Consider the following 25,038-nt stretch of genomic DNA (forward strand, 5'->3'; position numbering starts at 1 on the left):
CATGAATCATTCGCGCCGAGCGGAGAGCATGGAGCCATGGCCCTGTTGGAAGCCTCCGGTCCCCGGAGCACCCGCGTCCGTGACCGCCTGGTCCGCGTCGTCGAGGCGGCAACCACGCCGCTGCTGCCGGCCGACTACCTCGACCTCTTCGCCCCGCTCCGCTCCGGCGCCGACCTGCGCGGCCGGATCGAGCAGGTGATCCCCGAGACCCGCGACGCCGCCACCATCGTGATCCGCCCCGGCGCCGATTGGTCCGGCCACGTGCCGGGGCAGTACATCCGTCTGGGCATCGACGTGGACGGCGTACGCCAATGGCGTGCCTACTCGCTGACCCACGGTCCCCGCGCGGACGGCTTCATCTCGATCACCGTCAAGGCGGTCCCGGACGGCATCGTCTCCAACCACCTGGTCCACCGGGCGCGACGCGGCACCTTGGTCCACCTCGAGCCAGCCACCGGCGACTTCGTCCTCCCCGAGCGCCTGGCCGGGGAGAAGTTCCTCTTCGTCACCGCCGGATCCGGCGTCACCCCGGTGATCGGGATGCTGCGCAACCTCTTCCCGGCCACCGAATCCGGGGTGCTGCGGCTGCCGCGCAGCGAGGGCCTCGACATCACCGTGGTCCACATCGCCCCGAGCGAGGCCGACTCGATCTTCATCCGCAACCTGCGCGAACTGGCCGATGCGGGCGCGATCAACCTGGTCGCCCGCCACGACGACGAGCACGGCGTGCTCGATGTGGCCGACCTCGACGCGCTGGTCCCCGACCTGGCCGAGCGTACGACGTACGCCTGCGGCCCGGGCGGCCTGCTCGACGCGCTCGCCGCCCACCACGCCGAGCGCGGCATCGAGCTCTTCACCGAGCAGTTCCGCCCCGTCGTGATCGCCGCCGGGGAGGGCGGCACCGTCGCCTTCGAGAAGGCCGGCGTCTCCCTCGACCTGGACGGCGCCACCACCATCCTCGACGCGGCCGAGGAGGCCGGCGTGTTGATGCCCAGCGGTTGCCGGATGGGCATCTGCATGGGCTGCGTGCTGCCGCTGAAGTCCGGAGCGGTCCGCGACCTGCGCAACGGCGAGATCACCACGGCGACCCCCGGCGAGACCAACGCCGGTGGCGTCTCCATCCAGACCTGCATCAGCGCGGCCGCCGGGCCGTGCGCCATCGACCACTGACCCCGGGAGGCGTCATGACCACGATCACCCGCAAGGAAGTCAACCCCACCGCCCACCTCACCGAGGCCGACATCGAGCAGATCGGTTTCGAACTGGACCAGATCCGCCAGGACGTCCTCGACTCCCGCGGCGAGGCCGATGCGGCGTACATCCGCAAGGTCGTCGACGTGCAGCGCAAGCTGGAGCTCGGCTCGCGTGCGGTGCTGCTCGCTTCGGTCTTCCCGCCGGCCTGGATCGCCGGGACGATCGGTCTGAGCATCGCCAAGATCCTGGAGAACATGGAGATCGGGCACAACGTGATGCACGGCCAGTGGGACTGGATGCGTGACCCGAAGATCCACTCGACCACCTGGGAGTGGGACAACGCCTCGACCGCCGAGGGCTGGAAGCACTCGCACAACCAGGTGCACCACACGTACACGAACATCGTCGGCAAGGACAACGACCTCGGCTACGGGATCATGCGCGTGGACGAGGACCAGCGCTGGATGCCGCTCTACCTCGGCCAGCCGATCTGGAACTTCATCAACGCCTGCTTCTTCGAATACGGCATCGCCGCCTACGACCTCGAGCTCGGCAAGAACCTGCGCATCCCCAAGGAGAAGCGCAGCGAGGAGTTCAAGCGGAAGGCCAAGGCGACGCTGGCCAAGATCCGCCGTCAGGCGACCAAGGACTACGTGGTGCACCCGGCGCTCTCCATCCCCACCGGTTCGTTCCTGCCCACCCTGGCCGCGAACTTCACCGCCAACATCGTGCGCAACCTGTGGTCCAACTCGGTGATCCTGTGCGGCCACTTCCCCGAGGGTGTCGAGACCTTCGAGAAGAAGGCGATCCCCGAGAACGAGACCCGCGGTGAGTGGTACGTGCGCCAGATGCTCGGCTCGGCCAACATCTCCGGCTCGAAGTTCATGCACCTGATGACCGGAAACCTGAGCCACCAGATCGAGCACCACCTCTTCCCGGACCTGCCATCGAACCGCTATGCCGAAGTGGCGCCGAAGGTGCGGGCGCTCTTCGAGAAGTACGACCTCAACTACCACACCGCGCCGCTGCCCAAGCAGGTCTACTCGGCCTGGCACAAGGTGGTCCGCCTCTCCCTGCCCAACGGCTGGCTCGCCGAGACCAACGTGAAGAACGCACCCCAGCAGGTGGCGTTGCTGTGGAAGCTCACCACCGGCGGCCCCAAGGTGCGCCGGGCGTACGACGCCGCGCAGCGCCGGGCCGAGAACCAGCGCCGGGCCGCAGCCGCTGCTGCCTGACTCGCGCCACTGGTCGATCCCTGCCCCAAGAGTCGCGATGAACTTCATCAGCTGATCGATGCTCTTCCCGAGGAGCAGGTCAAGCAGGTCCTGAGCGACGTGCGTCGGCGTGCCCAGTTACACGCGGTCTCCTCGGATAAGGCGTTCGCATGGGTGGGTTCGTTCAGTGGGCCCTCTGATCTCTCGACCAGTCACGAGCATTTTGAGGGCTTTGGTCGTGACTGATCGGTGATCCTGTTCGACACCGGTGCCATTGTCGCCGCAGCCAACGTCAACGATCGTCACCAGGTCGACATCACGGTCGGTGACTATGGGCGCATGACGGAACTGGCAGGCACGTACATTGAAAGGCCGATGGGGGTCACTGTCCTCGGAAGTGGCCCGGGTCAGGGTCGGGTTCCGGTTGTGACTCCGACGTTGGTGCAGACTCTGCCGGGTCGCTCGCTCCGGAACACCCGGTCAAGGTCAGGCACAGGACTGCAGCGTCCCCATCGCATCATGACAACCCTCCCGTTGCCCCGGCGCCGAGTCGGCATGTGTTGACGTAGATCAGCGCCGAGTCGGCGTTGAGACTCAGTATGAGTAGTAATAGTCGTCGTCGTAGTACTCATCGTCGTAATACTCATCCGAATACACGTCCTCGATCTCCCACATCAACTCCAGCGTCCAGTCGCCGTCGACCTTCGAGTAGTAGAAGGCCATGTCCTGGTTGTCGCCGTCATTGTCCCGGTAGCGTGCGACGATGACCGTGGCGTCGTCCGCATCTGCGGTGAAGTTGTCGAGTGACTCGGCGTAGTAGTCCGTCCGGCGCGGGTCGGCGAGGCAATCCCTGCCGTACTCGTCCCTGCACCAATCGTGGAAGTCGGAGATGTCGTCGAAGGTTTCGTCAGGCTTGCCGATCGTCGGCTCATCGATCCTGCACCAGTCATCAAAGTCGCTCGTGCTGACCTGGCGTCGGTAGGAGCGCGACGTCACCTCGCGGAACTGGTCCGCGTCGCACTCGGCCCAGGCTGACCGGAGGTCGTCGTGCGCCTTCTCGGCGCCGCTGGAGCCGGTGATGTTGAGGACGAACGCGAGCACGCCCAGACCGAGCAGCACCACGAGGAAGCCGACGAAGCCGATGATCACGCCGGTGTTGGACTTCTGGGGTGGAGTCGGCGGCGGCACGTCGGCGTACTGGCCCCAGGCGGTGCCGTCCCACCAGCGCTTGCGGCCGGAGCCGTCGTCGTACCAGCCTGCGGGCGTCTGCGGTGGATGCGTCACGAGCGACGATGGTAATGCACGGATTAGTGCCCTGTGGGCGAATTGGCCGGACTTCCCGGATCCGGTGCAACGTCCCACAGGCCGGCGGCGCCGTGGCGCTGCCCGATGGAGAGGTCGAACTGGACCATGCGCAAGTCGTCGACCAGGCCGGTGACGGCATCGTGGGCCCTGGGTCCACCCAGTCGGCTGCCCCCGTCGGAGCGGCGCAGGATGCCGACCTGGCGGCGCTGCTGCTCCAGCAGCGCCACATAGGGTGGGACAGGCGCGTCGGCCGCCTCGAAGAGCAGGGGCAGGATCGACGTCGGAGCAGTGAGTGGCTGCGGTTGTGGTTGGTTGCCCCAACTGCGCCAGATGAAGAACGGCACCCGGTGCATCCCGAGTCCGCCGGTGGCCCGTTTGACCTCGGCGTCGTAGATCCCGGGATGATGATCCCCGTAGTAGACCACGATGGTTCTCTCGCCGCTGGCTGCCAGGGCATCGAGAAGGTCGACCACGGCTGCGTCGCTGTGCTCCAGCCCGCGCGCGTAGTGACCCAGGCGTTCGGCCTGGTCGCCGTCGACGCCGGTGACCTGCAGCGGGTCGTCGTAGTGGCCCGTGACGGGGATGTGGTTCTGCATCGTCACGAGGTGGACGAACACGGGCTCGTCGTACGTGCGGATCTGGTCCATCGCCTCGTCGAAGGCCGAGGCGTCGCTGAGGTAGGGGTTGTCATCGATGCGGGAAGCCCGGGAGAGGCCGTCGGCGTCGATGAACTCGTCGAAGCCGAGCGCCGGGTAGACCTGGTTGCGCTTGTACATCTGGCCGCCGAAGGGGTGGATGGCGACCGTGCGGTGGCCCTGGTCCTTGAGCCAGCCGACCAAGGAGGGATAGTCGTCCATGCCGGCGACGAAGTTCTGGTAGGGCGAGTTCACCTGGGGCCGGAAGAGGGCAAGGGACTGCCCGGTCAGGATCTCGAACTCGACGTTGGCGGTGCCGGCGCCGTACATCGGCGACAGCAGGTCTCCGGAGAGTGTCTGGGCCATCGTGGCCCGCACGTGCGGGATCGGGTCGTGGTCCAGCTCGAAGCCCCGCATGCCCATCGGGTCGGTGAACGATTCGCTCAGCACGAAGACGATGTTGACGTCGGCCAGGCTCCCGGATCGGCCGGTGTTGATCGCTGCGGCCGCGGTCCGTTGTCGCTCCACGATCGCCGCCATCGCCTCAGGGCCATAGCCCGGCGGCTCGGCCATCGGCTCGACCGGCATGTTGTAGAGGAATCCCCCGACGAAGCCGTTGCTGCTGTAGTTCGCTGCCTGGTTCGACATCCGCCAGTGGTCCCCGCGCAACTCGTAGAGGGAACGCCACGGATTGTCGGGCTCGTTGAAGTTCGTGGTCTGCCACAGCAGGCAGCACGTGATCAGCATGGTCACCGCCCGGGTGCCAAGAAGAACGGTCGCGCCATGTGGATGCAGGTCGCGCAGCCTCGCTCGCCCCCGGCGGCGCTGCTCGAGCCACCAGGCGCCGCCGAGGCAGACCAGGCAGGCCAGCAGTACGCCGACGATGCTCGTGGTCGAGACCATGGAGAGCAGGAACCCGAGATCGCCGGCAAAGTCCAGGTCGCTGGGATAGAGCGGCTCGTTGCGGAGCGTCAGCTTCGTTGCGTTCGCGAACGCCACGACGAGTCCCAGGCTCCAGAGCACGCCGACGGCCAGCGGGAGGCGGCCCAGCGCGGCCCAGAGCGCCACGAGCACCAGCCATACGATGAGTCCGTCGACATAGAAGCCCATGAAGCCGAAGAGATCCTCCCACCACCGCGACTCCCAGCCGCCGACCGTCGAGTACTCAAGGACGATGGTCACAACCCCGGCGGCTCCGGTCGAGACCAGCAGGTCGATGAGCACCCGGGTGATCGGGAAGTGGACGGGTGGCGGCTGGTTCGGCTCCAGCCATGCGTCCGACATCGACGGCGGTGGCGGTGTGCCAGGGTCGGCGGAGGGGAGTTCGCTCAAGGAATTCCTCTCCGGGTTCGGGGGACGATGGGCCCGGGTGATCGTAGTCCGTTCGGGCTATGTGGCAATGCCCCACGTGTCCCCCTTTTTGGGGATGGCGACGATTGTCCGAATTCGATGGAATGGCACACGGTGTGTCTTCTCGGGGGTTGACGGGGCGGTTCCGTTGGCTGGGGCACCTACGAACTGTTGTGCGGGGGACCCCTGTGTCGAAGTCATCACCACGCCATGGCCTGGTGGCCATCCTTGCTGCGTTGATCCTGGTCGCCCTGTCCTTCGCGGCCTTCGCGCCGGTGCAGGCCGACGATGCTGCGCCTCCCTCCGGGGAAGTCGCTGCCGGGACACCCACGGTCGGGACCCCCACGACGGAGGCCCCCACGACGGACAGGGCTGTGACCGAAGCGCCGGAAGGGGACGCCCCGGACGGGGATGCGCTGGGAGGTGACACACCGGAGCCGGACGGCGCCGCTGTTGACACACCTGTCCCCGACGATGCGCCGGCAGGGGACGGGCCCGAGGCCGGTGACGACGACCAGGCCCCGGCAGTGGAGCCCCAGGCCCTGGTCGCGATGAGCGTCGCCGAGGACGGCACCGGGACTGTGGCGGGCGTGGTCCGCGACAGCGCGGGTAGGCCGATCCAGTCACACCGGGTCGAGTTCCAGGGCAACGGCGATGACTGGAACTACTTCTACGGCGACACTGATGCGTCCGGTGCCTACTTCGTCGACGGGGTCGATGCCGGGACGTACGAGTACTCATTGGCCGGCGAGGTGCTCGGTACCGTTGAGGTCGCCGGCGGTGAAGCCGTCACGTTGGGCATCACCGTCTCCACGGCCTACGGGTCGCTGAGCGGCACGGTGACCGACGCCAACGGTGACCCGGTCGGGCCGTTCCTGCTCAACCTGTACGAGGAGGAGACGGGCTCCGGGTCGCAGGCAGATGTTGACGCTTCGGGCTCCTTCTCCCTTGCCTCGCTGCGCAGTGGTGACTACGACTGGCAGGTCTACTACGGACCGCAGCCGCCCGTCCTGGCGGAGGGCACGGTCGTCGTGGACGCCGGAACGGCGGCCACCCTCGACATCGAGCTGCCTGTCGTCTTCGGCTCGGTGAGCGGCACGATCAAGGATGTGGACGGGCAACTCGTCAATGGCGGCCGCGTCGACCTCGAAGGCATCGATGTCGACACCGTGCAGCCCGGCGACGAGGTTCGCTATGCCGAGGCATGGCTCACCGATGGTGCGATCGACATCGACAACGTGCTGCCGGGCACCTACCGGGTCACCTACTCCGACGAGTACGGCGAGGGTCCTGAAGGTTTCGTCGACACCACCATCGAGGTCGCTTCTGGGGCCGTGACGCCCGTGGATCTTGCGTTGCAACCCAACGGTTACATCGAGGGCACAGTCACCGACAGTGCCGGCAACCCGGTGGTGGGCATCGACGGGTTCGAGGTCTATGCCTCCGGCATGGCCGAGGAGGATTGGGACCTCGGTGGTGTCGCGGAGCTTGACGACAACGGCTACTACCGGATCAGTCTGCCGCCCTCCACCTACACGGTGACCACCAGCACCTACGGCACCTGGGGCGACCCGGAGGTTGACCTCGCCAGTTCCTACCAGGACAACGTCGTGGTGGTCTCCGGCCAGGGCACGACGGTTGACTTCACCGTCTATGACCAGGCACGGATCTCTGGTAAGGCGGACGGACTGTGGGAAGGCTCCGGCGCGCTCCCCGAGGCGGTGGATCCGGAGACCGGCGAGTGGGTCCGCAATGCCTGGGCGGATGCGGACGAGTGGGATGAAGACGGATGGGCGACGGGCAGTTATGTCATCTCCAACCTGTTGCCCGGTTCGTATGCGGTGAGCTTCGGCCGTGCATCGGGCTACAGCACGATCTCGGAGCAGTTCTACGGTGGTTCCCGCGACCTCGCGGGGGCAGAGGTGCTGACCCTCGCCGAGGGTGAGCACGTCACCGGGATCGACCCGAGCCTCGCCGCAGGCACCCTCACCGGCCACATCGAGGACGTCGAGGGGAATGCGCTGCGGGCCAGCCAGGTCGTTGCCTTCACCGACGACGACAGCCTCTTCGCCCGCTCGGGGATGGGGCACGATGACGGATCCTTCGCGGTGGCCGGTCTGGCCGAGGGCGACTACCTGGTCAGTGTCTGGTTCCGCAGCGACTGGGTCTATGACGAAGAGACCGATGAGTACGTCGAGGCTCCGGTGCCCGACGGGGTCGCGGAAGGCGAGTACTTCTACGCCGGTCCGGGCATGCTCTCGCGGGACCGCGCCGACGCAGTCCCGGTGACCTCCTCGGTGCCGGGCTCGCTCGACCTGGACACCCTGGTCGTGGGAGCGACGGTTCCTGACGACGGTGACGACGAGGGCACCGGCACCATCGCTGGCACCGTCCTGGCCGGGCCTGACCTCACCACCGAAGGAGTGTGGATCGACGGATTGGATTCCGGCTTCCACCAACTGGTCACGCTCGACGGTGAGGGCGGCTTCTCCTTCGGGGTCCCTGCGGGAAGCTATCGCGTCCAGCTCGAGGGCGAGGGCGACCTGCCCGAGCCCCAGGACGTCGTCGTCGAAGAGGGACAGACCGTCACCGTCACCATCGCCGTCCACGGCACCCCGGCAGGCACGTCTGTCTACACCCTCGATGATGACGGCGTCACCCTGCGTACGCCGACCGGTCTGGGTTATGAGTTCCCGTGGCATCCGGCCTGGAAGTACGTGCTCACCGATGGCGCGCAGCTCACGTATGCCACCGGCAACGAGAACAGCGATGCGGACCCCTTCGTGGATCCGCTGGTGAACGGGCTCGCGCCGGGTGACTACACGCTGACACTGATCACTGACGGGGGCAACGTGGTCGACACCGACACGTTCACCATCGACGCGGTCGACGAGCCCGGGGATGGTGGGCCCGGGGATGGTGAGCCCGGAATTCCGTCCGCGGATGAACTGACCGACGCGAACAAGGGCTCGGTGACGGGACCGGGCACGGGCAGCAACGAGACGCCCATGGTGTTGCACATCGGCACGGAGCACGCGGGCGACGACGTGGACCTGTGGTTCTTCTCGCCCACCGTCTACGGCGCCAGTTCAACGGTCGACACCGATGGGGACGCCACCGTGATCGTGCCGATGCAGTACGGGCCCGGTGACTACAAGGTCGCGGCCTACACGCTCGACGGCGACCTGATCGGCTGGCACGCGTTCACCATCCTCGCGGTGGACGACCCCGGGGACGGTGAGCCCGGGGACGGTGAGCCCGGGGACGGTGAGCCCGGGGACAACGAACCGGGTGACAACGAGGACCCGATCACCGAGGCCGACCTGGTCGCGGAGAACAAGGGTTCGTTGACTGGGCCCTCGAACTCGCAGGCGGGCCAGCAGATGACCCTCGATGCGGGTGAGGAGTTCGCCGGCCAGGAGTTCGAGGTGCTCTTCTTCTCCGACCCGATCTCCGGTGGCATGGTCACGGTCGCCCCCGACGGCACGGCCACGGTCACGGTCCCGGCGGCGTTGCCCGCCGGCGATCACCGAGTGGCACTGGTCGGGACGGGGGGCGTCATTGGCTGGCATGCCTTCACCGTCGTCGGCGGTGGCGGCACCCCGGGTGCTGGAGACGCCGGCGCTGGAGACGCGGGCGCTGGAGACGCGGGCGCTGGAGACGCGGGCGCTGGAGACGCGGGCGCTGGAGACGCGGGCGCTGGAGACCAGTCCTCGGCCCTGCCCGCCACCGGTGGCCCCAACCCGTTGCCGATCGGAGCCGGTGTGATCCTCGTCGGCGTGGGCCTGGCACTGCTGCGCAGGGGCGCCCGGGTCGAGGTGCAGGCCTGAGCACGAACACCCTGCAGCGGACCACGTCCCGGATCCGGAGATCACTGAACCGGAGACCACCGATCTGGAAATCATGGGGACCCCCCGGGACGTGGTCGGTCGATGCAGCCACGGTCGCGCTCTGGCTGGTGCCGCTGTCCACGTTGGCGATCTGGCCCGGTGCACACGTCCAGTACGTCGCGGCGAAACTCATCCTGGTCGCCCTCGCCGTCGCCGTCGGGGTCTGGGCGTTGCCGGCCGGTCGCCTGCGCACTGAAGTGCATTGGCTGCTGGCTGCCGGCGGACTGGTCCTGGCCACCGCAGTCATCGCGTCGCCCGATCCGGCACCATTCGGCCGCTGGCCACGCCACGAGGGGCTCCTGGTCGTCCCGCTCTACGTGCTGATGGCCTGGCTGGGGGCGCGCCTGGTCGGCCACCTGGCTGAGGGACACAGGATGACCGCGTTCCGGCGAGCGCTGGCCCTCACCGCCGTCGTCCTGGCCGTCTGCTCCCTGCTGCAGGCGGGAGGTTGGTGGCCCGGTGCGACGACGGTCGAAAGACCAGGAGCCCTGCTCGGCAATGCCACCGACCAAGGCATCATCGGACTCCTCGTCGCTGCGGTGCTGGGCCGGGAGGCAATCACGGAGCGACACGCCTTGGCCGTCGCCGGCACGGTGGCGGGACTGGCCACCATGCTGCTCTCCGGCTCGCGGGCGGTCCTGCTTGCCGGCCTGTGCGTCGTCGGCCTGCACGCCGTGCTCTCCCGCCGGGCAGTTCGTTGGCAGTGGCTCGGCGGCGCCGCGCTCCTGATCGGATTCGTGTTGTTGGTGCCGCAGGCGCGGGACCGGCTCCTCGCCTCCGGCACCGTGCGCGGTCGACTCGAGTTGTGGGGGGACAGCCTTGCCCTGGCCCGGGAGCACCCCCTGCTCGGGGTCGGGCCGGGTGGCTTCGTCGACCGGATCGGCGAACACCACTCGATGCGCTGGGCCGAGGTCGTCGGGGTCGCGAATCCGCCCGACTCGCCGCACAACTGGATGCTCCAGGCGCTGCTCGCCGGTGGGGTGCTCCTGCTCGGAGTCGCCGTCGCCTTGGCGGTTGTCGTGCTGCGCCGGGGGTGGCACAAGGCACGCGAGTCGCCGTACGCCGCGGACCTGCTCGGCGCCGTCGTCGGCTACGGCCTGGTGCTGCTCACCCACTTCACGTCGCCGGGGACGACGTGCCTGGCTGCCTTCGTGGCCGGGGCGCTCGTGGCAGTCCGCCCGACACGCGCGAGGAGCACGGCATTGCTGTCGCGGGCGGTGCCCCCTGCCGCCGTCGTTGCTGCAGTCTTGGTCGTCGTGGTGTGGTCGGCTGCAGGCCGCGCAGACATGCACCTCGAGCAGGGTCTCGCTGCGGCGGCCCGTGGCGAGGTGGAGGTGGCCGACAGGGAGTTCACCCGGGCCCACGAACTCAAACCCTGGGACCACGACATCGCCGTGATGGCGGCAGCCTCGCTGGCCGCACCAGCGTCGTACGGCGATCCCGGTGCCCAGCGCCATGCCCGGGCCTGGGCGATCACCGCGCTCACCGAACACTCCCGCTCCACCCAGGCGGCGGTGGCCCTGGCGGTCGTGGAGAACAGCGAGGGCCGTTTCGAGCGGGCAGTCGAGCTGCTCGACCGCACGATCGCCCGCGACCCGACCGCAGTGCAGCCGTGGGTGCAACGGGGCGTGGCCCGATACGGCCTGCGGGACGTCGCGGGCGCCACTGCCGACCTCCGGCACGCACTGGAACTGGACCCAGACGATCCGATCCCTGCGCGGTTGTTGGCGGCGATCAACGAACGCGCCGGTCGGTGAGTCGGACGCACGTCAGGCCCGGCGTTGCCGGACAGGACGGCGGTCAGGTGGCACGATGACTGGGTGCAGTGGAACAGGTTCTATACATGGCTGGTGGCGCTCGGTGCGCTCGTCCTCATCTGGGCGATCGGCCCGTGGGCCGTGGTGGCGTTGCTGGCCACCCTGGCGGTCCCACGGGTACGACGTACCGTCGGCGCCACGGTGCGCGGCTGGTTGCGGTGGAAGGTGGCTGGCGCCACCGGGGCCGTGGTGGTTGTTCTCGTCACGCTCGTGGTCGTCATCCCGGACGGTTGGCTGCCGATCCCGCCCGGGGCAGGTCACCTGGTCACTCCGTCGTACGTCGGACAACCCGCGCAGGTGAACCCGGTGCGCGGCGTCGACCTGCCCCAGCACCCTTACCTGGCCCGCAACGGCGCCAACAGCATGCACAACGATGCGTGGGCCAGTGATGCGTACACGTGGGCCGGCCCCCGCGGCGCGGACCCGGAGGTGGACACGGCCTGGTTCGGCATCGAGGAGTGCGCCACTCTTGCCTTCGACAGCCACGAGCGGCTGATCGCGCTGTGCGGGGACATCAACAGCGCCAACCTGCACATCCTCGACCCTGACACCATGCGCAAGCTGGACACCGTCAACCTGCCCAAGCGACCCAGCAAGGACGGGGTCAAGCCGTGGGAGAACCTGTGCGGCGGGGCATACTTCTACCTCGATGAGCAGGACCGGGCCGTGGTGGCGACCAGCGATCGCCGGATCCTCACCTTCACCACCTCCGACGCCGACGGCGAGCCGGCCCTGGCCAAGGTGGAGACCGTCGACCTGTCGGCGACGATCGGTGGGGGTGACTGCCTGATCGCGCTGCTGCCGGACTGGGACGGACTGGTCTGGTTCGAGTCGCAGGGCGGACTGGTCGGCACCGTGGACGGAGCCGGCGAGGTGCGCGCGCACGACCTCGGCGAGGAACTGGTCAACTCGTTCTCCGTCGACGAGACCGGTGGGGTCTACATCGTCTCCGACACCGCCTTCTACCGCTTCGAGTCGGGCCCCGGCGGCACGCCGACCATCGCCTGGCGGACCACCTATGACCGCGGCGTACAGCACAAGCCCGGCCAGCTCAGCCAGGGGTCGGGGACCACACCGACCGTGGTCGACGAGCGCCTGGTCGCGATCACCGACAACGCCGATGACCGGATGAACGTGGTCTTCCACGACCGGGCGACCGGCGAGGTGGTCTGCAAGGCGCCCGTCTTCGACAGCGGCGAGAGCGCGACCGAGAACTCCCTGGTCACCGTCGACGGCGGCGTCATCGTGGAGAACAACTACGGTTACACGGGCCCGCAGCGGGTGATGTTCGGTCGCGCCCCGGTCGGCGGGATCGCGCGCGTCGACGTGGAGGGCGACACCTGCGAGGTGGCGTGGACCAGTGACGTGATCGCACCGACCTCGGTGCCGAAGGTGTCGCTGGCCACGGGGCTGCTCTATGTCTACTCCAAGCGGCCCAACCTGTGGGGTGTGAATGCGTGGTACTTCACCGGCATCGACGTGCACACCGGTCGCCACGTCTTCAGCGTCCGGACCGGGATCGGCACCCTGTTCAACAACCACTACGCCGCGGTGACGATCGCCCCGGACGGGACTGCCTGGATCGCCACCCTGGCCGGGATGGTGCGGATCCGCGACACCTACTGACCGGCGGCTATGCCGCTGGTTCCCAGGGATTGATGATTTCCAGCCCAAGGCGATGTCTGCGCGCCACCGTTTCGGCCACGATATCAATGTGGCAAGACGCTCAGCCGGGACGGGGTTCCGTCATTGAACTTTATTCAGTAATGTTATCCCATGGCCGAACACGTCGACGTCCTCATCATCGGTGCCGGGCTCTCCGGGATCGGTGCTGCCGCAACGCTTGCCCAGCGCCAGCCCGGCAAGAGCTACCGGATCCTCGAACGCCGCTCCGCCAGCGGTGGCACGTGGGACCTGTTCCGCTATCCCGGCGTCCGCTCCGACTCGGACATGTACACCCTGGGCTATCGGTTCAAGCCATGGATGGGGGAGAAGGCGCTGGCCGACGGCGCCTCGATCCTCGACTACGTCCGCGAGACCGCCGAGGAGTACGACGTCGAGCGGCACATCCGCTACGACCACCATGTGAAGAGCGCCGAGTGGGATTCGGTGACCAGCGCCTGGACGGTCACTGCCGAGGTTGACGGCAAGCCCACGACGTACACGGCGAACTTCCTGTGGTCGTGCAGCGGCTACTACAACTACGACGAGGGATTCACCCCCGACTTCGCCGGCCGTGACGACTTCACCGGACAGATCGTCCATCCCCAGCACTGGCCCGAGGACCTCGACTACACGGGCAAGCGGGTCGTCGTGATCGGTTCGGGTGCCACCGCGGTGACCCTGGTGCCGGCGATGGCGCCGGACGCCGCCAAGGTGACCATGTTGCAGCGCTCCCCGACGTACATCCTGTCGCTGCCGTCGAAGGACCCGCTGGCGCTGGGGTTGCGCAAGGTGCTGCCCAAGCAGGCCGCCTACAACGTGACCCGGTTGAAGAACATCACCCAGGCCGCCGCGCTCTACACGGTCAGCCAGAAGCAGCCGAGACTGATGCGGGCCATGATCCGCAAGCTGACCCAGCGGATGCTGCCCGAGGACTATCCGGTCGACGTCCACTTCAAGCCGACCTATGGGCCCTGGGACCAGCGGCTCTGCCTGGTGCCCAACGGCGACCTCTTCAAGGCGATCCGCTCCGGCAAGGCCGAGGTGGTCACCGACACCATCGACACCTTCACCCCCGATGGCATCCGGCTGGGCTCGGGCGAGGAACTCGAGGCGGACATCATCATCACCGCGACTGGCCTCAACCTGCACCTCTTCGGTGGCGTCGAGGTCAGCGTGGACGGCAAGAAGTTCGACGCGCCGCACACGATGGCCTACCGCGGGCTGATGCTCTCGGAGATGCCCAACTTCGCCTACACGATCGGCTACACCAACGCCTCGTGGACGTTGAAGGCCGACCTGGTCGCGGAGTACGTCTGCCGGCTGCTGGAGAAGATGGACGAGAAGGGCGCCACCACCGTGGTGCCGGTGCGCCAGGAGGGCGTCGCCGAGGAGCCGTTCATGGACTTCGAGGCCGGCTACGTGCTCCGCTCGCTCGACCAGTTGCCCAAGCAGGGCGACGTGGAGCCGTGGAAGTTGAAGCAGAACTGGTTCTATGACGTGCGCCAGATCCGCAACAGCGAACTCGACGACGGCGTCCTCGCCTTCAGCTGACCCGTCCCCGCTGTAAAGCGCTGTCCATGCGCCTTTGCACCCCGCCGGCGGGGTGCAAAGGCGCAGCAAGGGCGCGCAAGTCCCGACGTACGCCGTGGCGAGAGGTCGGTCACAACCGGCCCCGCCGATGCTGGCTTCAGGCCCTGCCTCCCCTAGGCTTGGCGCAGCGATCCGTCCAGTCTTGCCTCGGGTCGTCGGCGCGCAGCCCACATGGAGCTGCCTTCACATGCGTCGCCTTCCGGATCCACCAGGGTCCGTGATCGTTTGGTGAGACACACCAACGGATAGCGAATCTTTCAACGTGTCTTCAGTTTCCTTTGCAGATCTTGGCGTGCCCGCGAACCTCGTGGACGTCCTCGCCGGACTCGACATCACCACCCCCACCCCGATCCAGGCCGCGACCCTGCCTGACTCCCTCGCCGGCCGCGACGTGCTCGGCCGTGGCCGCACCGGCTCCGGCAAGACGTTCGCGTTCGTGTTGCCGCTGGTCGCCCGCCTCGACGCCACCCGTCGTACGCCGCGCAGCGGAGCACCGCGCGCCCTGATCCTGGCCCCGACCCGCGAACTGGTGACCCAGATCGTCGAGTCGCTCAAGCCGCTCGCGCGCACCGCCGGCCTCTCCGTCCAGACCGTCTTCGGCGGCGTCGGGCAGAACCCGCAGGTCCAGGGCCTGCGCAAGGGCGTCGACATCGTCGTCGCCTGCCCCGGTCGCCTCGAGGACCTGATCGGCCAGGGCCACTGCAACCTCGGCGACGTCGAGGTCACCATCCTCGACGAGGCAGACCACATGGCCGACCTCGGCTTCCTGCCCGCCGTACGCCGCCTGCTCAAGCAGACCCCGCGCGACGGCCAGCGCCTCCTCTTCTCGGCCACCCTGGACAACGCGATCGACACCCTGGTCCAGCAGTTCCTGCACAACCCGGTCACCCACGAGGCCGACTCGGCCCAGTCGCCGGTGGCGAAGATGAGCCACCACGTGCTGCACCTGGCCGCCCGCGAGCACCGGGTGCCGGTCCTGGTCGACCTGGCCAGTGCGCCCGGTCGCACGGTGATCTTCACCCGCACCAAGCACGGCGCCAAGGCGCTGGCCCGCCAGTTGAACAAGAACGGCGTACCCTCGGTCGACCTGCACGGCAACCTCAGCCAGAACGCCCGCACCCGCAACATGGACGCCTTCCACTCCGGCAAGGCGACCACCCTGGTGGCCACCGACATCGCTGCGCGCGGCATCCACGTCGATGACGTTGCGCTGGTCGTGCACGCCGACCCGCCGGTCGAGCACAAGGCCTACCTGCACCGCTCGGGCCGCACCGCCCGCGCCGGCGCCGAGGGCACCGTGATCACCCTGATGACCGACGAGCAGGTCCGCGACGTCCGGGCGCTGACCCGGGCCGCCGGGATCAAGCCGACCACCACCCGCCTCGAGGGCACCTCGCACCCGATCCTGGTCGACCTCGCCCCCGGTGAACGCTCCACCCCGGGTGGCCTGGTGATCGAGTCCGGCGGCAACGCGATGACCACCGGCGGCGCCCCGAAGAAGGGCGGCGGACGCAACCGCCGTCGCTCCGGTGGCGGCAACGGCTCCGGCTCGGGCGGCTCGCGCTCGAGCGGCGGCAACCGTGGTCGCTCCGGCGGCAACCGTTCCTCGGCCCCGGCCGGTTCGAGCGCCGGCGGCGGCAAGGGCGGCCAGCGTCGCGGTGGTCCCGCTGCCAGTGGGGGCAGCAGCGGGGGCCACAGCGCGGCGTCGTTCAGTTCTGGTCGCCGCTGATTGGAGCGACCTGCCGACGGACATGCAGTTCGGCGCTGGCGCCTGGTGCGCTGAGCGTGAGCGGCCCGAACAGGCCGCGAACTGCATGACCGTTCGCACGCCCGGGGGAACCTTCCGCCGGCGTACGACGTTGAACAAGGTCCCCAACACACCAGGAGAACCTTGACCGACGCTGCACGCACCGAGTTCCACCGCCAGACCGACCGCCTCGTGGAGCTGGGATATCCCGCCCTCGCCGGCATCGCCGAGGAGGAGTTGCGTGCGCTGGTCGCGCCGTTGGCCGAGCAACTCCCGGACGTCCCGGACGTCCTGGGCTCCGCGCCGACCGAGGGTCGCGCCCCGTTCGTCCTGGTGATCACCCGCGACATGGTCGATCCCGAGGCCACCGTTCCGCTGCTGCGGCTGATGGGCAAGCGGGGACTGGGCAGCAAGCCCGGCGTGATCGACCGCAACCATGCCGAGGGTGACCTGGCGACGTACCATCCGCTCGAGGAACTGGAGCTCCCCGACGCCCGGGCCTACCTCCTGGTCGACGTCGAGCGAGGTGAGGAGTTCTGCAACGTCGCCCCTGAGCAGGCGCTCCCGGTGATCCGGGACCGGGGACGTACGCCGCTCACCATCGACGAGGGCATCGCCCTGGCCACCCACGCACCGCACCTGCTGGAGAAGAACAAGTGCTTCATGCTCTCCGGCTCGCGCCGCGGCGATCGACGCGTTCCGGCGCTGTGGATCAGCCAGAATGCGCCCAAGCTGGGCTGGTGCTGGGACGGCAATCCACACACCTGGCTCGGCGTCGCCTCGGCCGGCGCCCGCCGCAGCGTGTGAGGCACCTCGCCGCGGGCTGACAGACTGGGCCCATGACCGCTCCGCTCGGGCTCCTCGACACCGACTCCCTGCTCAACGCGGAGGACCGCGCGATTCGCGACACGGTCCGCCGCTGGGTCGACGATCGTGCCCGGCCCCACCTCGCGCAGTGGTACGAGGCGGCCACCGTGCCGGCCCGGGAGGTCAGCCGTGAACTCGGCGAGCTCGGCCTCCTCGGCATGCACCTGACCGGATACGGCTGCGCCGGCACCAGCGCCACGGCCTACGGGCTGGCCTGCATGGAACTCGAGGCCGGTGACTCCGGGCTCCGCTCCCTGGTCAGCGTCCAGGGGTCGCTGGCGATGTACGCGATCTGGAAGAGCGGCTCCGAGGAGCAGAAGCAGGAGTGGCTGCCGCGGATGGCCACCGGCGAGGCGATCGGCTGCTTCGGGCTGACCGAGCCCGACTTCGGCTCCAACCCCGGCGGGATGCGGACCCGGGCCCGGCGCGACGGCGCCGACTGGATCCTGAACGGCAACAAGATGTGGATCACCAACGGATCGGTCGCCGACGTGGCCGTGGTCTGGGCGCGCGCCGACGAGGACGCCGGTGGCCAGGTCCGGGGCTTCGTGGTGCCCACCGACACGCCGGGATTCTCGGCGCACGAGATCAAGCAGAAGATGTCGCTGCGCGCCTCGGTCACCGCCGAACTGGCGCTGGACGACGTACGCCTCCCGGCCGATGCGGTGCTGCCGGAAGCGGTCGGGCTCAGCGGCCCGCTCGGTTGCCTGACCGAGGCCCGGTTCGGGATCATCTTCGGCGCGCTGGGTGCGGCCCGCGACTGCCTGGAGACGGCCATTGCGTACGCCGCACAGCGCGAGATCTTCGACAAGCCACTGGGCGCCTTCCAGCTCACCCAGGCCAAGCTCGCCGACATGGGCCTCGAACTCGGCAAGGGGATGCTCCTGGCGCTCCACCTGGCCCGGCTCAAGGAGGAAGGGCGCAGTACGCCGGCCCAGGTCAGCATGGGCAAACTGAACAGCACCCGGGAGGCGATCGCCATTGCCCGCGAGTGCCGCACGATCCTCGGTGCCGCCGGGATCACGCTGGAGTTCCCGGTGATGCGGCACGCCAACAACCTCGAGTCGGTGCTCACCTATGAAGGCACCTCGGAGGTGCACCAACTGGTGATCGGCCAGGCGTTGACCGGGGAGTCCGCCTTCCGGTGAACCGGACGCCGACGGGTCAGTCGGCGGCTTCCTCGCCGGCACGGCGGGCGATGATCTTCCGCTTGTCCTCGTTCATCGCCTTCTCGAACGCGTTGACCAGGCTGGCGATGGAGAGCGGCTTGAGCGCCTCGATGGCGACGGTCAGGTCCTCCGGGCTGGCCCCTGAGGCGCGGTAGTGCGGCCACACTTCCTGGCGGAAGATCTCGCTGATTGCCTCGGCGATCGCCGAGGCGTGATGGGTGAACACCTTGCTGGCCGCCGACGCCGCGGAGCGCGGGTAGCCGACCGCGATCAACTTCATCCCGGCGTCCAGGTGGCCGACTGCCACGTCGTACCGGTTCGGGCCGGCGGGGGAGATGATCCCGAGCTCGTCCATCACCGCCATCTCGTCCTCGGTCAGCTCCCGGCCGGTCAGGGCGGTGAGCTCGTCGGCGCCCATCGACTGCGGGTGCTCGGCCATCCACGGCGCGAGCAGGGTGCGGTGCAGGCTGATCGTCGAAGCGGTGGCGTCCTCGGGGATCCGGGCGACGTACCGTTCGATCGCGGCCAGGGTGAAGCCGTGCGCCTGCAGTTCGGTCACTAGCTCCAGGCGGGCGACGTGGTCGACGGTGTAGTAGCCGGAGCGGCCGCGGCGGATCGGCGGCGGGACCAGGCCCTTGGTGGTGTAGAACCGCACGTTCCGCACGCTCATCTGCACCCGCTCGCACAGTTCGTCGAGGGTCATCAGATCGCTGGTGGAGTCGGCGTCTTCGCTCATCCGGACCGTCCTGTTCCTATGAAGCGAGTCACATCTTGACCCACCCCTTACTATTCTGACAGTAATGGTGTCACAATCGAGCAGGTTGGCGGCCCTTCCCGGCGCGTCGACTCCACACACCCAGCGATCAAGGAACAGGGACGGTCATGGCTGAAGCATTCGTGTACGACCACATTCGTACGCCGCGCGGCAAGGGGAAGGCGAACGGATCACTCCACGAGGTCAAGCCGATCGACCTCGCGGTGGGACTCCTGGACGAGCTCCAGAAGCGGAACCCGTCCCTGGACCCCAACACTGTCGATGACGTCGTGCTCGGTGTCGTCTCCCCGATCGGCGACCAGGGCGGCGACATCGCCAAGACCGCCGCGCTCAAGGCGGGCCTGCCGGAGACCGTTGCCGGTGTCCAGCTCAACCGCTTCTGCGCCTCCGGCCTCGAGGCCGTCAACCAGGCCGCCTCGCGTGTCCGCGGCGGCTTCGAGGAGCTGATCTTCGCCGGCGGCGTCGAGTCGATGAGCCGCGTCCCGATGGGCTCCGACGGCGGCTCGTGGGCCGGTGACCCGGCCACCGCACTGGCCACCGGCTTCGTTCCCCAGGGCATTGGCGCCGACCTGATCGCCACCCTCGAGGGCTGGAGCCGCACCGACGTCGACACCTTCGCCGCCGAGTCGCAGGCCCGCGCGGCCAAGGCCCAGGCCAACGGCTACTTCGACAACTCGGTCATCCCGGTCAAGGACATCAACGGCCTGGTCGTGCTGGAGAAGGACGAGTTCATCCGCCCCGGCACCACCCCGGAGAGCCTGGCCGGCCTGAAGCCGAGCTTCGCCCAGATCGGTGCCGACGCCGGCTTCGACGACGTTGCCCTGGAGAAGTACCACTGGGTCGAGAAGATCAACCACGTCCACCACGCCGGCAACAGCTCCGGCATCGTCGACGGGGCCTCGCTGGTCGCCATCGGCACCGAGGCCGCCGGCAAGGCGAACGGTCTCACCCCGCGAGCCCGGATCGTCTCCGCCGCCGTCTCCGGTGCCGACCCGACGATCATGCTGACCGGCCCGGCACCGGCCGCCCGCAAGGCCCTGGCCAAGGCTGGACTGGAGGTCAAGGACATCGACCTCTTCGAGATCAACGAGGCGTTCGCCGCGGTGGCGATGAGGTTCATGCGCGACATGGGCATCAGCCACGAGATCACCAACGTCAACGGTGGCGCCATCGCGATGGGCCACCCGCTCGGCGCCACCGGCGCGATGATCCTCGGCACCCTGATCGACGAATTGGAGCGGCGCGAGCTCAAGCGCGGTCTCGCCACGCTCTGCGTCGGCGGTGGCATGGGCATCGCCACCATCGTCGAGCTCGTCTGACCACCCACGACTTCTTCCAAGGACACATCGAACATGACTGACACCCAGACCCAGACCGCTGTCCGTTACGAGCGTGACGCGGACGGCATCGTGACCCTGACGCTGGACGACCCGACGGCCAGCGCCAACACCATGAACGACCTCTACAAGGCATCGATGGCCGAGGCGGTCGACCGCCTGTACGCCGAGGTCGATGACGTCACCGGCGTCGTCGTCGCCTCCGCCAAGAAGACCTTCTTCGCGGGCGGCAACCTGAAGAACATGGTCAAGGCGACCAAGGAGAACGCCGCGGAGATCTTCGCGATGTCCGAGGGCATCAAGGCCGACCTGCGCCGTCTCGAGACCTACCCCCGTCCGGTCGTCTCCGCGATCAACGGCGCCGCGCTCGGCGGTGGCTTCGAGATCACCCTGGCCACCAACCACCGCATCGCCGTGGACGACAACTCCGTCAAGATCGGCCTCCCCGAGGCCACGCTCGGCCTGCTGCCCGGCGGCGGCGGCGTCACCCGCATCGTCCGCCTGCTCGGCATCCAGTCCGGCCTGATGGACGTCCTGCTCCAGGGCCCGCAGTTCTCCCCTGCCCAGGCCAAGGAGAAGGGCCTGGTCGACGAACTCGTCGCCACCCGCGAGGAGCTCGTCCCGGCCGCCAAGTCGTGGATCATGGAGAACAAGGACAACCCCGAGGCCGCGCAGAACCCGTGGGACCGCGCCGGCTACAAGATGCCCGGCGGCACGCCGTCGAACCCCAAGCTGGCTGCGTTCCTGCCGGCGTTCCCGGCCCTGCTGCGCAAGCAGCTCAAGGGTGCCGACTTCCCGGCGCAGAAGGCGATCCTCTCGGCCGCGGTCGAGGGCGCCCAGGTCGACTTCGACAACGCCTCGCGGATCGAGTCGCGCTATCTGACCAACCTGATCATCAACCAGGGCTCGAAGAACATGATCCAGGCGTTCTTCTTCGACCTGCAGGCGATCGGTGCCGGCTCGCTGCGCCCCGACGGCTTCGAGAAGTTCAAGGCCACCAAGGTCGGCGTACTGGGTGCCGGGATGATGGGTGCCGGCATTGCCTACTCGTGCGCCCGCGCCGGCATGGAGGTCGTGCTCAAGGACGTCAGCAACGAGAACGCTGAGAAGGGCAAGGCCTACTCCGAGAAGCTCCTCGACAAGGCGATCGCGCGCGGCAAGTCGACCGAGGAGAAGAAGGCCGAGCTGCTGGGCCGGATCAACGCGACCGCCGACGCGGCCGACCTGGCCGGGTGCGACCTGGTCATCGAGGCCGTCTTCGAGGACCCGGCGCTGAAGCACAAGGTCTTCGCCGAGGTCATCGAGCACGTCAACCCCGACGCGCTGCTCTGCTCCAACACCTCCACCCTGCCGATCACCGAGCTGGCCACCGGCGTTGCCCGCCCGGCCGACTTCATCGGCCTGCACTTCTTCAGCCCGGTCGACAAGATGCCGCTGGTGGAGATCATCCGCGGCAAGGAGACCTCCGACGAGGCGCTGGCCAAGGCGTACGACGTGGTGCAGCAGATCCGCAAGACCCCAATCGTGGTCAACGACAGCCGTGGCTTCTACACCTCGCGGGTGATCGGCTTCATGGTCAACGAGGGCATGGCGATGCTCGCCGAGGGCGTCCACCCCTGGAGCATCGAGCGGGCCACCACCCAGGCCGGTTACCCGGCTCCGGTGCTGCAGCTCTCCGACGAGCTCAACCTCGAGCTGATGGGCAAGATCGCCAAGGCCACCGCGGACGCGGCGGAGCGCGACGGTACGCCGTACACCCCGCACCCGGGCCAGGCCGTGGTCGAGAAGATGCTCGAGGCCGGTCGTTCCGGACGCCTGCGTGGCGCCGGGTTCTACGACTACGACGAGTCCGGCAAGCGCGGATCGATCTGGTCCGGGCTGGCCGACCTCTTCCCGCTGGCCGAGGAGCAGATCCCGCTCGAGGACATCAAGGACCGGATGCTCTTCGCCGAGGCGCTGGAGACCGCGAAGACCTTCGAGGAGGGCGTGATCACCTCGTCGGCGGCCGCGAACATCGGCTCCATCATGGGCATCGGCTTCCCGCCGGCCACCGGTGGCGCCGCGCAGTTCATCACCGGCTACATCGCCGCTGACGGCGAGGTCGGGATCGAGGCGTTCATCAAGCGCGCCGACGAACTGGCCGCGAAGTACGGCGACCGGTTCCAGCCGACGCAGTACCTGCGCGACCTGGCGGCGAAGGGCGAGTCCCTCCCCGCCTGATCAATCCAACCGTCGAGGCGGCGTCAATGGACGCCGCCTCGACGCATTTCCGACAACGACTGAGCGTTCGCGCATCAACGATTGAGCGTTCGCGACACAACCATTGAGCGTTCGTGTCAGGGGGTGGGGAGGTCGCCGCCGGGCGCCCCGAGCAGGTCGGTGCACGACTTGGTCGCCTCGGTCCATGCGGCAGTGGCAGCTTCTTCGCCTTCGCCGGTCACCTGCGCGATTACGGCGGCGCGGAGCAGGTCGTCGTCGACGTCGTCCATGCAGGCGATGTAGTCGTCGACCTGGGCGTCGGTGAGGTCCGGATAGAAGTCGGCCACGTCGGCGAGTTCGGCGCGCAGGTCCTGGCAGGCCACGTAGGCGTCGGCATAGGCGGTGGCGATCTCGTCGGGCACGGTCTCGGGCAGGTCCTGGTTGACCTCCAGGTCCTCGGTCAGCATCCCGGAGGAGACCAGCAGGTCCACCCCGGCCCGGCGGACCAGTTCCTTGCCCAGGCAGACCCCGTTGTCGCGGCGGCTCGCGCTCGGCCCGGGGCCCTGGAATTCGGCGGCCAGCGACTGTGCCGCCTTGCGCTCGTCGGAACTCAATTCATCGGAGTCCTCGGACCCGCAGGCGGTGGCCACCAGGAGGACACTGAGCAACGGGGCAATGACGGCGACTCGACGCATGGGGTCATCATGGCAGCGCGCGGGGCGGGTGACTATGTTCGACGCATGGAGACCACGCAGGAGACCACCGCCAACCCCGTGCCCACCGGACGACGGGTCCTGATCACCGGCGCGGCCTCGGGCCTGGGCGCGGCGCTCGCGGAGGCCTTCACCGCCCGCGGCGACACGGTGTTGCGCACCGACCGGGCCGAGGGTGCCGACCTGCGCCTGGACATCACCTCCGACGACGACTGGGCCCGCGCCCGGGACCACGTCATGGAGACCTGGGGCGGCCTCGACGTCCTGGTCAACAACGCCGGCGTGGCCGGTGGCGGCCGGCTGGACCGGGCCACGATCGAGGAGTGGCAGTGGATCACCGACATCAACCTTTTCGGGGCGGTGCGGGGACTGCGCACCTTCGTGCCGCTTCTGAAGGAGCAGGGCAGCGGTCACATCGTCAACGTCGCCTCGCTGGCCGGGCTGGTCCACCCGGCCGGGATGGGCTCCTACAACGCGGTCAAGGCGGCCGTCGTCGCGCTGAGCGAGACCACCGGCCACGAACTCGCGGCGTACGGCGTGCGCTGCAGCGTGGTCTGCCCGTCGTACTTCCGGACCAACCTGATGGACAGCCTCCAGGGCGCTGACGCAGCCCTCGGCGAGGTGATGAGCTCCCTGGTCACCAACTCGCCGATCTCGGCCGAGCAGATCGCTGCCGAGGTGCTGGCCGGGATGGATCGCGGAGAAGAAGTGATCATTCCTGACGAAGCCGCCCGCGGAGCATGGTCCCTGAAGCAGAATGACCGCGTGGGGTACGACGCGGTGATGCGCAAGCAGGCCGCCAAGCTGGACAGGATGGGTTGAGTGGGCCAACTTCTGCTGGTGCGTCATGGCCAGGCTTCGTGGGGGACCGACGACTATGACGTGTTGTCGCCGTTGGGTTGGGAGCAGTCGCGCCTGCTGGGTGCAGCGCTGGCAGCGCGGGAGGTGACGCCCGACTTCGTGGTGCAGGGGCGGATGCGCCGCCACCGCGAGACCGCCGAGGCGGTTGTCGAGGGTGCTGGCTGGCAGGGGATCGAGGTGGTCGAGGACGAGGCGTGGAACGAGTTCGACCACCTGGCGATGCTCGCGGTGCAGCCGTGGCCGCGGGAGACGTCAGAGCTGACCCCGGCAGAGTTCCAGGAGTGGTTCGTCGCCGCGAGCCAGCGCTGGGCCAGCGGCGAGCACGACGATGACTACGCCGAGTCGTACGCCGGGTTCGCCCACCGGGTCCGGGCCGCGCTGGAGCGGGCAGCGCAACGGGTCGCGGCAGGTGGGACCGGCCTGGTCGTCACCTCGGGCGGCCCGATCGCGGTCGCCGCGGCCTGCCTGGCCGCCGGCTGTGACGACGAGCCGCCCCCGGCGCGGATGTGGAACCAGCTCAACCGGGTGGCGGTGAACTCCTCGGTCACCAAGGTGGTGGTCGGTCGGTCCGGCGTCGCCACGCTGGTCACCTTCAACGAGCACGGGCACCTCGAGGGCGACGGCCTCACCTACCGCTGAAATCCGGGTGCCGCGGAAGAAAAATCGGGCAAAACCCGACGAACACCCCCGGATGGATGCCAACATCTCCC

At 68.5% G+C, this 25,038-nt stretch carries 17 protein-coding genes; 13 read left to right on the plus strand and 4 right to left on the minus strand.

Features of this window, described 5'->3' with window-relative positions:
- Positions 1 to 36 precede the first annotated feature (36 nt).
- Positions 37 to 1,170 (plus strand): ferredoxin reductase, encoded by a 1,134-nt coding sequence (locus Q9R27_RS00365; RefSeq protein WP_311250336.1) that lies wholly within the window; start codon positions 37 to 39, stop codon positions 1,168 to 1,170.
- 14 nt (positions 1,171 to 1,184) lie between these two features.
- Entirely contained in the window at positions 1,185 to 2,429 is a 1,245-nt protein-coding gene (locus Q9R27_RS00370; protein ID WP_311250338.1) for an acyl-CoA desaturase, read from the plus strand.
- Positions 2,430 to 3,002: 573 nt separating this feature from the next.
- Here the strand turns inward: Q9R27_RS00370 and Q9R27_RS00375 are convergent.
- Both Q9R27_RS00375 and Q9R27_RS00380 read right to left on the minus strand, forming a co-directional pair.
- Positions 3,003 to 3,692, minus strand: coding sequence for a DUF2510 domain-containing protein (locus tag Q9R27_RS00375; RefSeq protein WP_311250339.1), 690 nt, complete (start codon positions 3,690 to 3,692; stop codon positions 3,003 to 3,005).
- Positions 3,693 to 3,715: 23 nt separating this feature from the next.
- A complete protein-coding gene (locus Q9R27_RS00380) occupies positions 3,716 to 5,680 on the minus strand; it encodes an LTA synthase family protein (protein WP_311250340.1) in 1,965 nt (654 codons plus the stop codon).
- A 236-nt stretch (positions 5,681 to 5,916) separates the two neighbouring features.
- On the opposite strand from Q9R27_RS00380, the gene Q9R27_RS00385 reads away from it, so the two are divergent.
- The 7 genes from Q9R27_RS00385 to Q9R27_RS00415 all read left to right on the plus strand — a co-directional run bounded on the left by Q9R27_RS00385 (position 5,917) and on the right by Q9R27_RS00415 (position 18,422).
- The gene (locus Q9R27_RS00385) at positions 5,917 to 9,528 is read left to right on the plus strand and encodes a carboxypeptidase regulatory-like domain-containing protein (RefSeq protein WP_311250341.1); all 3,612 of its coding nucleotides are present in this window, start codon (positions 5,917 to 5,919) and stop codon (positions 9,526 to 9,528) included.
- Between the two features lie 128 nt (positions 9,529 to 9,656).
- A complete protein-coding gene (locus tag Q9R27_RS00390; RefSeq protein ID WP_311250342.1) occupies positions 9,657 to 11,345 on the plus strand; it encodes a tetratricopeptide repeat protein in 1,689 nt (562 codons plus the stop codon).
- A 63-nt stretch (positions 11,346 to 11,408) separates the two neighbouring features.
- Positions 11,409 to 13,031, plus strand: coding sequence for a hypothetical protein (locus Q9R27_RS00395; RefSeq protein ID WP_311250343.1), 1,623 nt, complete (start codon positions 11,409 to 11,411; stop codon positions 13,029 to 13,031).
- A 150-nt stretch (positions 13,032 to 13,181) separates the two neighbouring features.
- The gene (locus Q9R27_RS00400) at positions 13,182 to 14,621 is read left to right on the plus strand and encodes an NAD(P)/FAD-dependent oxidoreductase (protein ID WP_311250344.1); all 1,440 of its coding nucleotides are present in this window, start codon (positions 13,182 to 13,184) and stop codon (positions 14,619 to 14,621) included.
- A 331-nt stretch (positions 14,622 to 14,952) separates the two neighbouring features.
- Positions 14,953 to 16,389 carry a DEAD/DEAH box helicase gene (locus Q9R27_RS00405; protein WP_311250345.1) on the plus strand — a complete coding sequence of 479 codons (1,437 nt, stop codon included), beginning with the start codon at positions 14,953 to 14,955 and terminating at the stop codon, positions 16,387 to 16,389.
- 162 nt (positions 16,390 to 16,551) lie between these two features.
- The gene (locus Q9R27_RS00410) at positions 16,552 to 17,214 is read left to right on the plus strand and encodes a DUF5701 family protein (RefSeq protein WP_311250346.1); all 663 of its coding nucleotides are present in this window, start codon (positions 16,552 to 16,554) and stop codon (positions 17,212 to 17,214) included.
- Between the two features lie 32 nt (positions 17,215 to 17,246).
- Positions 17,247 to 18,422 (plus strand): acyl-CoA dehydrogenase family protein, encoded by a 1,176-nt coding sequence (locus tag Q9R27_RS00415; RefSeq protein ID WP_311250347.1) that lies wholly within the window; start codon positions 17,247 to 17,249, stop codon positions 18,420 to 18,422.
- 16 nt (positions 18,423 to 18,438) lie between these two features.
- Here Q9R27_RS00415 and Q9R27_RS00420 read toward each other — a convergent pair whose 3' ends face one another.
- A complete protein-coding gene (locus tag Q9R27_RS00420) occupies positions 18,439 to 19,179 on the minus strand; it encodes a MerR family transcriptional regulator (RefSeq protein ID WP_311250348.1) in 741 nt (246 codons plus the stop codon).
- A 146-nt stretch (positions 19,180 to 19,325) separates the two neighbouring features.
- Between Q9R27_RS00420 and Q9R27_RS00425 the strand changes: the two genes are divergently transcribed.
- A complete protein-coding gene (locus Q9R27_RS00425; RefSeq protein WP_311250349.1) occupies positions 19,326 to 20,537 on the plus strand; it encodes an acetyl-CoA C-acetyltransferase in 1,212 nt (403 codons plus the stop codon).
- A gap of 33 nt (positions 20,538 to 20,570) precedes the next feature.
- Positions 20,571 to 22,775 (plus strand): 3-hydroxyacyl-CoA dehydrogenase NAD-binding domain-containing protein, encoded by a 2,205-nt coding sequence (locus tag Q9R27_RS00430; RefSeq protein WP_311250350.1) that lies wholly within the window; start codon positions 20,571 to 20,573, stop codon positions 22,773 to 22,775.
- A 116-nt stretch (positions 22,776 to 22,891) separates the two neighbouring features.
- Here the strand turns inward: Q9R27_RS00430 and Q9R27_RS00435 are convergent, their stop codons facing one another.
- A complete protein-coding gene (locus Q9R27_RS00435) occupies positions 22,892 to 23,449 on the minus strand; it encodes a hypothetical protein (RefSeq protein WP_311250351.1) in 558 nt (185 codons plus the stop codon).
- 45 nt (positions 23,450 to 23,494) lie between these two features.
- Between Q9R27_RS00435 and Q9R27_RS00440 the strand changes: the two genes are divergently transcribed.
- Positions 23,495 to 24,289: an SDR family NAD(P)-dependent oxidoreductase gene (locus Q9R27_RS00440; protein ID WP_311250352.1), complete on the plus strand. Its 795-nt coding sequence runs from the start codon at positions 23,495 to 23,497 to the stop codon at positions 24,287 to 24,289.
- Positions 24,290 to 24,967, plus strand: a complete 678-nt coding sequence (locus Q9R27_RS00445) for a histidine phosphatase family protein (protein WP_311250353.1) — start codon at positions 24,290 to 24,292, stop codon at positions 24,965 to 24,967.
- Positions 24,968 to 25,038 lie beyond the last annotated feature (71 nt).

The sequence above is a fragment of the Nocardioides sp. AE5 genome, from assembly GCF_031844485.1.
In the GTDB taxonomy this organism is placed as follows: Bacteria; Actinomycetota; Actinomycetes; order Propionibacteriales; family Nocardioidaceae; genus Nocardioides.